At 49.2% G+C, this 12,635-nt stretch carries 8 protein-coding genes; 1 reads left to right on the forward strand and 7 read right to left on the reverse strand.

Features of this window, described 5'->3' with window-relative positions; translation table 11 throughout:
* Positions 1-12: 12 nt before the first annotated feature.
* The 7 genes from HP399_RS29805 to HP399_RS29835 form a co-directional block, all read right to left on the reverse strand.
* A complete protein-coding gene (locus tag HP399_RS29805; RefSeq protein ID WP_173620464.1) occupies positions 13-2,688 on the reverse strand; it encodes a YhgE/Pip domain-containing protein in 2,676 nt (891 codons plus the stop codon).
* 177 nt (positions 2,689-2,865) lie between these two features.
* Positions 2,866-6,762: a metallophosphoesterase gene (locus HP399_RS29810; RefSeq protein WP_173620463.1), complete on the reverse strand. Its 3,897-nt coding sequence runs from the start codon at positions 6,760-6,762 to the stop codon at positions 2,866-2,868.
* Between the two features lie 52 nt (positions 6,763-6,814).
* Positions 6,815-7,156, reverse strand: coding sequence for a DMT family transporter (locus HP399_RS29815; RefSeq protein ID WP_173620462.1), 342 nt, complete (start codon positions 7,154-7,156; stop codon positions 6,815-6,817).
* Positions 7,149-7,931 carry an HAD family hydrolase gene (locus HP399_RS29820; protein WP_173620461.1) on the reverse strand — a complete coding sequence of 261 codons (783 nt, stop codon included), beginning with the start codon at positions 7,929-7,931 and terminating at the stop codon, positions 7,149-7,151. The genes HP399_RS29815 and HP399_RS29820 overlap by 8 nt, the downstream gene beginning before the upstream one ends.
* A gap of 38 nt (positions 7,932-7,969) precedes the next feature.
* On the reverse strand, positions 7,970-9,670 hold the full coding sequence (locus HP399_RS29825) for a putative 2-aminoethylphosphonate ABC transporter permease subunit (protein ID WP_173620460.1): 1,701 nt from the start codon (positions 9,668-9,670) through the stop codon (positions 7,970-7,972).
* Between the two features lie 14 nt (positions 9,671-9,684).
* Positions 9,685-10,716, reverse strand: a complete 1,032-nt coding sequence (locus tag HP399_RS29830; RefSeq protein ID WP_173620459.1) for an ABC transporter ATP-binding protein — start codon at positions 10,714-10,716, stop codon at positions 9,685-9,687.
* Positions 10,717-10,736: 20 nt separating this feature from the next.
* On the reverse strand, positions 10,737-11,828 hold the full coding sequence (locus HP399_RS29835; protein ID WP_173620458.1) for a putative 2-aminoethylphosphonate ABC transporter substrate-binding protein: 1,092 nt from the start codon (positions 11,826-11,828) through the stop codon (positions 10,737-10,739).
* Positions 11,829-12,072: 244 nt separating this feature from the next.
* Here HP399_RS29835 and HP399_RS29840 point away from each other — a divergent pair, with 244 nt between their 5' ends.
* Positions 12,073-12,618, forward strand: a complete 546-nt coding sequence (locus HP399_RS29840; RefSeq protein WP_173620457.1) for a GbsR/MarR family transcriptional regulator — start codon at positions 12,073-12,075, stop codon at positions 12,616-12,618.
* Positions 12,619-12,635: the final 17 nt, after the last annotated feature.

The raw sequence follows: 12,635 nt of genomic DNA on the forward strand, positions 1-12,635 counted from the left end.
AAAAGTGTCCTTTTACCCAATAATCTTAGTCTTCTTCGCATTCTCCATCGACTTTTCAATGATTCCGCTCAACGGACGCTTCAGCGCGAGCGCCACAAACAGGCTGATACCAATAAAGCCGAATAATACGAGTATATCCCGGATCGCCGTTTCCCAGAGGATGCCGCCCACCCCTTCACGTAACAGGCTGATTGCATACGTGAAAGGCATGTATGGGTTCAGCGCTTGGAAAAACGGTGAGGTCATACTGATCGGGAACGTACCGCCCGAGCTAGAGAATTGAAACACCATGAAGATAATCGCAATGCCTTTGCCCACGTTGCCGAAAACGGACACCAGCGTGTACGTAATCGTGACAAAAACCAGGCTGACCAGCATACCGAATAACACAAACGGAGCTTTATCCGCAACATAGGCCCCCAGGATGTAAATATCACCGAGCGTGACGAACAACGCCTGAAACAGCCCAATTGTCACAAACGTCCCCAAGCGGCCCAGGTACAGCTGATACGGCTTGTACACTCCGCCCGGATTTTCCGCATTCGGCTTCAACAGGGAAATCAACAAGGTCGCACCTACCCAGAGAGACAACACACCGTAAAATGGTGACATGGCCGAACCATAATTCGGTATCGGGTAGAGGCGGTTTTCCTTGATCTGCACGGGACTTGCGAGGAATTCGCTCTCTTTTTTAATGTCGCCGCGCAATAGCTTGGCAAGATCGGCGAAGTTGTTGTTCGCCTCGACTTCTCTCAGCTTGTCGGCGGCCTGCCCAATGGCACTCTCCAGCTTAGGCAGATCGTCGCGAACCAATGCAGCAACTCTGTGGACTCCTGCCTCCACCTCCGGGAGCTTGTAGCGCACAAAATCAGCCAGCTTGGTCAAATTCGCCTCCGCTTTAGGCAGATCGTTCTGGACGAATGCCGCTGCCTCGTCGAGCTTCTTCCCGATAGTAGGAAGATTCCCCTTCAAGAACGGAGCTGCTACGCGAATGGCATTTGCAAAAGCATCCGACTTACTTCTGAGCGTTTGGGCCAGCTGGTGGACCTGCGCCCGTATTTGCGGCATCTCCTGCTGGATTCGCTTCAATTCTGCCAATCCCAGTTCCAAGCCCGTCTTTGTCTCTTGAAGAATCGATTCGATATCCGGAAGTTTTTCTTGGGCCTTATGCAGTAGATCAGCAGATTCTCCTGTGATCACCTTCAGCCTTTCAATGCCCTCGGATATTTTCGGAACGATTTCGCTATCGTAACGGGACAGGATGTCTCCCAATTCCGCGCTGGTGTTTTTCGAGAGCTGATTCAAGCTCTCCACCAAATCTTTCGCAGGCTGCTTGCCTTTTTCCAGCGCGCTTGCAATCGTGCCGAGAATCTCGATTTGCCGGTTCATTCTGTTCTCAATCGTGCGCAGCCTCTCTGCGAAATGACTCAATGGCTGTCCAGGAATATAACTGTTTACTTTCTCTACAAGCGATGCGGTATGCCCCAAAACATTCACGGCTCTAGATAACCTGTCTTTCACGGCATTTACCTCACTGGCAGTAGGCAGGCGATCCGGATTGATTTGCAACAGTCTGTCTGTAAGTTGTGTGAGCGCATCCGATGCTTGCTGGGCTAAGATGAGATTTTGCTTGATCAGTGGTGCAATCGTTTCAAAAGCACCGTCATGCTTCGTAAAAAAGTCATTGAGCTGATCTGCCACAGCCGCACCCTTATCAGTCAGATCAGCGATACGCGGCAACGCATCTTGAGCAGCCGAAACGATCTCAATAGCCTGACTCGCTTTTTCTGTGGCCGTAGTCACTGCGTTTGCGACTTTATCAAAATTTTGATCGAGCTCTTCAATTCGTCCAACGGCTTGCTCAATCACTGGCAGCTTGTCTTCCATCGCGATAATGACCGACGCCGCCTCATTGATTTTCGGCCAGTTTTGCTGGATTTTGAGCACGGCCTGCCCTGCTTGATTGATTTCGGGGATTCTTTTTTCCACTTCCAGAATGATCTGCGCTTTCTCGTGAATCTCGGGAAGTTTCTTCTCAATCTCCAACACCTTTTGCCCTGCGGCACGAATCTCAGGCAAGCTTTTTTCCAGTTGGAAAACGCCGCTCTCGATTTTGCGGATGGTCGGCAATTGCTCTTCAATTTTAATGCCGATCTCCGTAAGCTTCGTCAGCAAGGCTTCACTGACGCTTTCTGTAAAACTCTCGTTGATCTGCTTGGCAATCGCTGAAACACCTGACGAGGTGATTTTGGGTGCGACGGCGTTCACTTTTTCATTGACCGTATAAATCACTTCAGGCTTGTTCAGGTTGCCATGGACAATTCCCGTGATTTTTGTGGAAAAATCAGCTGGAATAAGGATGCTGGCATAATAATCGCCCCTCTCCACGCCCCGTCTGGCCTCTTCTTTGTCCACAAAGGTCCACCCTAGTTTCTGGTTGTTATGCAAGCTCTTTACGAGCTCGTCTCCGATGTTGACCTTTTGATCGCCAACCGTGGCTCCCTGATCCTCGCTCGTCACCGCCACCTTGACACCTTGCGTATTGGCGTAAGGGTCCCATACTGATTTGATGTTGATCCAATCGTATAAACAAGGAAGGAGAATGATGGCGATGATCAGAAAAATCCCAGTCGGAACCTTGAAAATGTTAATCCAGTCCGTTTTGTAAATCTTCCATATAGACCGCATGTATGTACCACCTAGTAGGAAAGAATGGATGAATCTTTACACTCACATGACAGTTTACCATGGAAGGAAATGATCGGGAATGAGTCTGCCACTAGTAGCATGAGCCGCTGCACGCTAAATTATGATGAAAAAAGCCCAACCATCACTGGTCAGGCTCTTCCTAGTAAATCGGTAAAACTATTTTCTCACTTTCAACGTGTACTCGCTTGTATGACCATCGTTTTCGGCAACAATCGTCACGGTGGCTTTGTCCGGCGTATCCTCATGGACGGTTACCAGACCATCTTCGCTAATCTCAGCATATTCCGCTTCCACGACACTGTAAGTGGTTCCTGTGCTTTCCTTGGTCATATCGCGTCGGCTGCGATCCGTCATGGTAGCCGATACGCTCATTTGAACCGTACTACCAGGCTTTACTGTACTCTTTTTGGCGGACAGGTTGATACTCTTGACCTCTGCAATCGTGAACGTCACTTTGGTCGATTTTTCTCCGTTGCTCACCTTGATGGTAACTTTTTTACCAGGTCGCGCATCCTCGGAAATCTCGATCAAGCCGTTTTCATCCACGGTGACGCTGCTGTTGTCAGATTCATAGACGGTTCCGCTCTCTCCGTCAGTCAAATCCTGCTCGGTACGGTTCGAGAACCATCCGGTCACCTCGAGCTGGAGACTCTCACCCGGCAACAGGGATGCCCTACTTGGTGTAACGTTCACTCTTTGCAGACCTGTATTTGCTACCATGTAGATGCCCGGCTCCTCGATTTCGAAGCTTGCGCGGTCACCCGTTTTGATGACATCGACTGTTTTGCCTTTGGAGGTCTTGAGGACGTTCCATACTCGCTTCGATTCATCATAGTACTGAGCCGTCAAATATTTTTCCTTGTGCTCGTACGGCAGAATCATGCGGACAGTCCTGCTGTCAAAACTCTTCAATTCCTGGTTGTCTGCTTCTAGGCGAACTTCGTACATATCGCTGGCATTGCCCGATTTCGAAGGCTTTTTGATGTCGTCCGGCTTCGAGAGCTCGACGTGGATATCCGCACCGTCATGCTCTTTGAGAAGCTCGCTGGACAGCCATACACCTGCGTCTTCCTTGTTCACCAGGGCCACATTGATTTGCTTTTGTGCCAATGCATCTACGATATCACCACTTAGTGTCATCGAAGATTTTTCTTCTTCCTTCGATTTTTTCGCTGCGCGCACTTCATGACGAGTGCCGCCCATGCGAATCTCGATTGTCTTCTCCAAGGCAAACAGCGGTGCTTGCTTGTCCAGCGCTGTCTCGATGGCCTCTACTGCTTGGGCAAAGCGTTCGATCTGAGCGACTACCTTCTCCGTATTTTCGCTATCGTCTGCTTCGATCGTGCTGACTTGTGTCAAAAGCTCCGCGATCGGTTCTTTCAGCTTTTTCACCCATTTTTCAGAGAGATCGTCTTTATCCAGTTTGGCAATCGTCGTCTCTGCTACATGAGCCATGACTTTTACTGCTTGCTCCCATTGTTCTTGATCGTTTTTCTCGATCTCATCAACAACTGGCAAGAAAGCATCCTTCAACAGCGAGTAGGTCTGTTCTAACACTTGATCCTCATCGACGATATCCTCTTTCCACTTGGAAACCATCGCTGCCAAAACGGTATCCGTTGCATCGGAAACCAAAGCAAGATGCGTAGAATCACTGAGCTTGTCGTCCTTGATCAGCTTGGACAATTGCTTGATCGCATTCTCTGCTTGCTTCTCTACTACATCCTCATCTGTAGCGTTCTTAATTACCTCAGCAGCAGCGCGATTGGCTTGGCGCAACTGCTCATCTGGCGTGAGTACAGGCGGATCTACCGGTGGTGTGACTGGTGGTACTTCGGTAAATGCATCCTTCAGTGCTGCTTGAGCAAAGTCCTCAGACTCTGTGTCCTTTTGCTTGGAGAAAGCGAGAATTTTCGTCGCGCCATCCGGAATTGCCGTTCCATTCGGGATCGCGTAGATGACCTTATCTCCTGTCTTGGCTACAGATGCGATCGCTGACTGACCGGACAGCTTGCCTTCGTCGTTCCCCCAGTAGAGTACATACTCGTCAATGTTCGCTTCATTTGCCGCAGGAGTGATCGTGACGTTCCCGCCAATCACACCCTTGTTCGTGTCCGCATCGGTAAAGGATACCGCCTGTGGTGCTTGTGCCAGCGTCTCATCGACAATGGTAAAGGTAACTCTACCGAGTTCAATATTGTCGTTATCTGAGCGATATTCGGCTTCCCCGACATAAATCGCATCGTATTTGCCCGGAGCGAGCTTCAAATCCTTGAATGAGACCGTTCCGTTTGGTTGCTTCACGCCGCTCGTTTTTTGTTGGGCGATTGCTTTTACATTTTTGCCCAACTTCGTACCTGTAGGGAAAATACCGATCCAGTCTTCTCTTACCGAGCTCGTGTAAGCCACCTCAATCGCATCTGACGACAGGTACTTCTCTTTCACCATCTGAACCGTAGGATTGCTCAGGGTCAAATCTGGATCGGAAGAAGGGTCTACCACTGGAATTTTCTCAGATAGATCGATTTCATACTGTGCATTGGCGATCCACGTGTCGTTTTTAAAATCTCTGCCTTTTACCAGGACTTTGTCGCCGTAAACTTCCACGAAAAAGCCTTGGCTTCCGTCCTTGCCTGTGTTGGCGTCTGTCCACAAATAGGAGGTAGCGCCCGCATTAAACATCGTGGCGTATTTGGCGTTGTACATCGTATCCTTCGCACCCAACTCCCAGTGTGTATGTCCACTGAACAGGAAAGCTCCAGGATGCTTCGCCAGAATCGTTTTCATTTCCGTATCTTGTCTGACACCGTACCAGTAATTGCTTTTGAGATAGCCATCATTGGCACCGGCTACTGTGTTCTTCAGCGGCTGGTGATGGAAAATGAACGTCGGCTTGCCCCCAGACTCAGCCAGCTTCTCGTCCAGCCATTTCAACTGCGTTTCCGATAAGTAGGAGTAGTCTTTCAGCCCTTTTTCCGTGCCAAGGAAAATGAACTGGTAGCCGTTAATCCACACATTGTAGTAGCTGGACTTCATGTTGGTGTACTTGTGGAACAGCTCCGAAAACTGCGTCCAGTCCCCCCAGCGAACATCGTGGTTCCCTTGCACAAAATACGTTTCCGGGAGTTGGTCCTTGTACATGTTAAAAATCCGGGCCATCTCCATATATTGCGCTTCGGTTCCATTCTCGGTAATGTCACCAGTGGTCATGAGTCCGTCACTGTCCGGATTCAGCGCAACCATATCCTTGAGGGCATCTTCGAGGTTTTTATTATGAACGTGATCCTTGCTGGTTTGCACATGCATGTCAGTGATGACTTCGAAACTGACCAATGGCTTCTCTTTCACCATCCCTGGGATCGTAAACTCTGCGCTCGCTGTCGTTTCACCCGCAGTTGAATCCGAGTAAGCGAGGAGCTTCGTCGCGCCCTTTGGAATGACCGTGTTAGCTGGGATTGTATAGGTCGCATACGTTTCACCTGGCGTAGTTGGAGGCTGCACTTGTGCGATGATCGGCTCTCCTAGCAGCTTTCCCACATCATTTCCCCAGTACAGATTGTAATGAGTCACATTCGCAGGATCAGCAGGGATTTTGATTTTCACATCGCCTGCGATCTGGTCTGCATCGTCATCCGTATCGACAAAAGTAATGCCCGATGGAGGATTCAAGGTAATGATCGAAAAAGGAGCACGCTGAAAAATGTTGTAGCCGTCATTTTGCATGTACAGCGCCTCATACTCACCTGCTGGCAATGACTTCGTAAAGTTCATCGTACCGTTTGGCTGACCGGCTGCACTCGTGTATAGCCAAGTGAGAGAAGGGTTACTGCCCTGTGGAATGGCACCTGCTTTATACAGTCCGATCCAATCCTTCAGGGAAGCTCCTGTATACGACAAGGACATCGGTTGACCATACAAATAGGTTTGCTTGTCCATCGTGACGGTTTGCTCTCCTGCTGCCTGAACGCCTTGGATCATAAAAGGTTGAGTCATTCCCATGAAGGCAACCGTAACACCCAGTACCATTGACATCGTTTTGTTTATCACTTTCATAATAAACGCGCACCTCATTTCGATCAGATTGATAGAGTCCGACTGATGATTTTTACACGACCTTGCTGCTGACTTTCAGACCAATGACACCAATCACAATGAGTGACATCCAAAGCATTTGCTGAAGATTGATCATTTCTTTGAATAAGAAAATACCGACGAATGTAATTAAAACAATCCCGACACCAGACCAGATCGCATAAGCGACTCCGACCTGTATATAGCTGAGTGCGAAATTAAGCAGAGTAAAGCTCGCACCGTACAACAGAAACATCAGAATGGATGGCCACAGCTTGGTAAAGCCCGCAGATAGTTTCATCGAAGTCGTACCTGCTAGCTCCAACAGAATAGCGAATGTGAGGAGAATCCATCCCCACCCGATCCCCTCATTCATGCCGTGATGCCTCCACCTTCAGTTGCGTATAGGAGGAAATCACCGCTTCTGCTTCCTCCAGGATTTGTATCCGATCAGAAAAGTCTTCCTTGCTCACAATGCCAATGGTCACCGAGACACCTGCACTTTTCCCCATGCGTATGTCGCCGCTCGTATCGCCGATGACAGCGACTTCTCTCGGCTTCAAGCCCAATTGGGTACAAGCTTTTACCACCATGTCCGGATAAGGCTTGCCACGCTCTACCTGATCATTCCCGATAATGACTGGAAAATAAGAGCGAATGCCCATCCATTCCATATGCTTGATCGCTTCCTCTGTTTCGTCTGCGGTTACAATCCCCATAAACATTCCGTGGTCGCGACATTGTTCGAGGAACGGGATCAGCCCCGGAATGGGATAGGCAGGACGAGTCTGCTCCATATCCTGATAAGCTCGCTCTTTGCACTCTCTCGCCAGTCGCATTGATTCTCCCCACGATAGTCCCTGACGATATCCCTGCCATGCCAGGATCGCAAGCAAATCGCTAGTCGAGCCCATCGCTAACGGACCATTGATGCTGTAGTCGCATACCTGCCCGTCTTCGTCGTGAACAGTCCCCCACAGCTCTGCGAGAGGAGCGATCTCAGCCGGCTGCGGAAGCTGGCTGGCAAAATGACGATGTACGGATTCGCTCCAGTACCCCCAGAGCCGCACAAACTCCAGCAAAGTACCATCCTTATCGAACAAAATCGCTTTGACCGTATATCTCTTGTTGTTAACAAGTAAGTCGGGCATCTTTTCCACCTGCATTCCATTTTGAATCGGACTTGGCTTTACTCTTTCGTCCTGACGAGAAGCGCATCCGTTCTTTTCTGAATCTTGACTGAAGTCCACATGATCGCGGTACGTACCAACAGATTCGCCACGATGATTAACGTGGACATCGCAGCAGCTTGCGCGATATCGCCTGAGTCCTCCTTATTCACAATCGCAACCGCAGCCGGTTTCAGGTCTGGTGCATACAAAAAGATAATGGCCGAGACCGTCACCATGCTGTTGATGAAATAGTAGAGGAACACTTCCAAAATCGTCGGCAATGACAGCGGAACCGTAACCCGCAGCAATGTCCGATACCAAGGCACATTCATCGATTCTGATGCAGCCTCGAACTCGCTATCTAGCTTCTTCAGACCAGACGTCATCGTCAGGAAAGAAACCGAGTAGAAGTGAACGATGTTACACAAAATGACGATCCAAATCGTGCCGTAAATGCCGTGCAATGGTTGATTCGGATTGTTGAAAAAGAATACGTAGATCAAACCGAGCACGAGTCCTGGCAATGCAAGCGGCAGCATGGACAGAAAATACGCTGACTGACGCAGCAGACGATGCCCCCGTGACTTCTCGATGAGATACGCGAACAAAAAAGTAGCGACTGTGCCAATCAAAGCCGTGGCAAACGCGATAAGCAAGCTCGTCACAAACGGTCCTTTGCCATCCAAAAAGTCTTCGTAGTGCGCAAAGGAAATGGACAGATTGTACGGCCACACTTTTACGAGAGAGCCGTAAATAGCAACCAGGATAATGCTAATAATCACAGCGGACACGGCGGAGCAAAGCACGTAAAACAACCCATCCCGCAGTTTGTTGCGTTCAATTCGGTAAGGGATGGACTTCGCGCTCAACCAACCGCTCTGTTTACGCTGGGAGATGCGATCGATCACGAAAGAAATCACAGCTGGTATCAACAGCAGCACCCCAACGGCCGCACCCATTTGCATATTTTGTTGCCCGATAACCTGCTTGTACAAATCTGTCGCTAGCACGTTGTACTGCCCGCCGACCACTTTGGGAGCCCCGAAGTCGGTAAAGGTCAAGACGAAGCAGACAAAAATGGCACTGATCAGCGCAAACCTCGTTCCCGGTACCGTGACCGTCCAAAATCTGCGCCACTTGGACGCCCCAAGCGTCTCTGCCGCTTCATACATCCGGTAATCTGCACTTGCGAGTGCCACCGACAGCATCAGAAACGCCTGCGGAAACGTATAGAGTACTTCCGCCATCACAATCCCGATGGGCCCGTAGAGCTCAATGCGGAATTCCGGCAACAGACCAAAAAATCCGGTAGAAATCAGCCCTTGATTGCCAAACAAGTAGGTGAGCGCCAAGCCGTGCAGCATAGAGGGTGCGAATAGCGGCAAGAGCGCAACAGACCGATAAAACCATTTGCCGCGGATCGCGCTTCTCTCCAGTGCGTAAGCAAATCCGAAGCCTAACGTAACGGCAATGATCGTCGTTACCGTCGACACCTTAATGGAATTCCACAATGACATCACGAGAGCCGGCGTAGAGAAGTAATTGGCAAAATGCATGAGCCCGATAAAATTCCCGTCCTGATCTGTAACTGCCTTGATCACCAGCTCACCAAGCGGCAGCAGTATGGCGAACAACAGCGCGATGGTCATGCAAACGATGATCGCATTTTGGCTCCATTTGTTGGCATCAGGGCGTATTCGTTTTAACCAGGTGTCCATATCGTGTACGCTCCTTAGCCAACAGCCAGGTCTGCCGTATCATCAAAACGAATGACATGCTCTGGCGGCAGGGTGAAGGCAATTTTTTGATCCGGCCAAACATGATGAGACACCATAGCATGTGCCGGGACATCAATCGTGACAAACTGTTGCAACAAAGTACCTTGTGGACCGATCAACTCTGCCACAATCCGATAATGCGTACCGCGATATTCCAACTCGCGCACGATTCCTTGTCTGCCTTTTTCATGACCGTCACGCAGCAACTGGACATGCTCCGGACGGATGGCGAGCATAGCCTGATCCGAGTGCTTATCCGACTGGATAAAGCTAATAGCTCCGATAAAATCAGCGACAAATGGCGTTTTGGGACGCTCGTACACTTCTTTTGGCGTACCGACCTGAATGATGCGCGACTGGTTCATGACCACGATGCGATCCGCCATCGTCAATGCTTCCTCCTGATCGTGCGTCACCATAATCGTCGTCATCCCGAATTGATGATGGAGCCGACGAATTTCGTTCCTGAGTTTGGCACGAACCTTGGCGTCCAGCGCAGATAATGGCTCGTCCAAGAGCAAGCAGTCCGGCGAAAACGCCAAGGCCCTCGCCAGTGCTACCCGTTGCTGCTGCCCTCCTGATAATTGAGTCGGGACTTTGTTGCGGTGTTCTCCCAGCTCAACCAGTTGAAGCATTTCCTCTACCCGATCAGCAATTTGTGCCTTGGAGAAGCGATTACGCAATCCGTAAGCAATGTTTTCACTGACCGTCAAATTCGGAAACAACGCGTACGATTGAAACATCATGCCAAAATTCCGTTTCCCTGCTGGCAGCGAGGTAATGTCTTTCCCGGCAATGACAACGCTCCCTTGATCCGCTTTTTCCAGTCCTGCGAGGATGCGCAACAACGTTGTTTTTCCGCAGCCACTCGGTCCGAGCAGACAGATGAATTCATTCTTGGCAATGTCCAGTTGAATGTCCTGAAGCGCTGTGTGCTTCCCGAATCGCTTGGCGAGATTGCGTAATGACAAATAGCCTTGCTCCATCACAAATGCCCCTTTATTTTTTACTTTTTCGGTTCAGCCTTGGAGCCGTACTTCTGCTCCCACTCTTTCAAAATGCCTTCGCGGTCTCTTGCTGCTTGATACAAGTCCAGCTTGGTCAACTGCGATACAGGGTCTTGTTTGTAGCCTTCCGGAATTTGACTTCCTTCTTGCTTGATGCTCAAAATCGCGTAGTTCTTGTTGTATTCCTTCATCGGCTCATCGCTGATCGCCCAGTCGAGGAACAATTTTGCTTCTGGCTTGATGTCTTTTTTCTTTACGAGCGCGCTTGCTTCCATATCCCAGCCCGAGCCTTCTTTCGGGAACACGACTTCGACTGGCGCTCCTTTTTTCTGTTCGTTAATGCCGCTGTATCCATAAGAGATACCGATTGGCGCTTCACCAGCGGACGCCATCTTTGCTGGCTTGGAGCCAGAGTGCGTGTAGACCATCATGTTTTCATGCAACTTGTCCATGTATGCCCAAGCCTTGTCCTTGCCGTACAACTGATGCAGGGCGTTGACGGTCAAGTAGCCTGTTCCAGAAGAAGCAGGGTGAGGCATCGCGATCAAGCCTTTGTATTCTGGTTTGACCAAATCTTCGTACGACTGTGGGATGGCCAGATTGCGTTTTTCCATCTCTGCTTTGTTGACAATAATGGCTGTCTCCCAAATATCCATGCCTACCCATTTCGGCGGGTTGGCCTTATCCTTGAATTCAGGCAGTACACGATCTACTCCTTTGGGAGCATATGGCTCAAGCATTTGCCTATCATCCATCACCAAGAGACTCGTAGCAGCCAGTCCCCAGATCACATCAGCCTGCGGGTTGTCCTTCTCGGCAATCAGCTTGGCTGTCATGATGCCAGTGGAGTCACGAACGATGTTTACTTTGATATCCGGATACTGCTCTTTGAAAGAAGTCAGATACGTCTTGATCTGTTCATCTTCAATTGCCGTGTACACATTGATTTCTCCAGATGCGTTAGACACAGCAGCCTCCGAACCGGTTTGCCCACTGCTCGATGCTGTTCCCTCTGTCTTCGGTGCTCCACAGCCTGCCAACAAACTCGTAACGACCAACGTTGCTGCCATCACATTCCACTTGATTTTCACGGTGATTCTCCTTTTCTGAAAGAAAGTATCGGATAAAAACCATCTTCGTTCAAAAATTATTGTACACTCGCATTGTGTTTCGCCCATGAAACCACTGTTAATTGAGCATTAAGATTACGTAAATGCTCATAACAATAGCTTTATCACTGTGTAGAAAAATTTTTTGCTATAATGGAAGTATCATACAAAAAGCATTGAACGAAATAATTGATGACGGTGGCACGAGAGGGAAGTGAATATTCGCATGTCTTTGAACGAGGAAAATGTACGAGAAGAAAAACGCCTCCATATTCGTAAACAAATGATCGAAGCCATAGCGGAAACGATGGACTTGTATGGCGCTACTCATTCCTCTGGTCAGCTTTACGGTGTCATGTTCTTCGAGAATCGTCCGATGACGCTCGACGAGATGAAAACACAGATGAACATGAGCAAAAGCAACATGAGCTATGCAGTGAGATCCTTAATGGAATCTCGCATGGTCAAAAAACTCGAGGAAAAGCAGGAACGAAAAGAGTTGTATGCGGCGGAGACCAACTTCTACACAGCGTTTCAAAACTTCTTCACATTCAAGCTGCAGCGTGAAGTCGATGTAATGACCGGTGCCATCGACCAGGCACTGCCTGAATTAACCGAGCTGATCCTTTTGGAAAGTACCTCTGATGAGGAACGAAAGCTCGCCCTCCAAGATTTGCACAAGCTCAGACATGCAAAAAAGTATTACGAATGGTTGCAAAATTTTGTGTATACCTTGGAACAAGGTGATTTTTTCGAAGAAGAGCCCGAATAGAAAAAAGCCATCTTTCT

Origin of the sequence: Brevibacillus sp. DP1.3A (assembly GCF_013284245.2) — a bacterium.
In the GTDB taxonomy this organism is placed as follows: domain Bacteria; phylum Bacillota; class Bacilli; order Brevibacillales; family Brevibacillaceae; genus Brevibacillus.

Bases quoted from the DNA above. Each gene is read 5' to 3' on its own strand.
- HP399_RS29805 (WP_173620464.1), bottom strand. From the start codon at position 2,688: ATGCGGTCTATATGGAAGATTTACAAAACGGACTGGATTAACATTTTC.
- HP399_RS29810 (WP_173620463.1), bottom strand. From the start codon at position 6,762: ATGAAAGTGATAAACAAAACGATGTCAATGGTACTGGGTGTTACGGTT.
- HP399_RS29815 (WP_173620462.1), bottom strand. From the start codon at position 7,156: ATGAATGAGGGGATCGGGTGGGGATGGATTCTCCTCACATTCGCTATT.
- HP399_RS29820 (WP_173620461.1), bottom strand. From the start codon at position 7,931: ATGCCCGACTTACTTGTTAACAACAAGAGATATACGGTCAAAGCGATT.
- HP399_RS29825 (WP_173620460.1), bottom strand. From the start codon at position 9,670: ATGGACACCTGGTTAAAACGAATACGCCCTGATGCCAACAAATGGAGC.
- HP399_RS29830 (WP_173620459.1), bottom strand. From the start codon at position 10,716: ATGGAGCAAGGCTATTTGTCATTACGCAATCTCGCCAAGCGATTCGGG.
- HP399_RS29840 (WP_173620457.1), top strand. From the start codon at position 12,073: ATGTCTTTGAACGAGGAAAATGTACGAGAAGAAAAACGCCTCCATATT.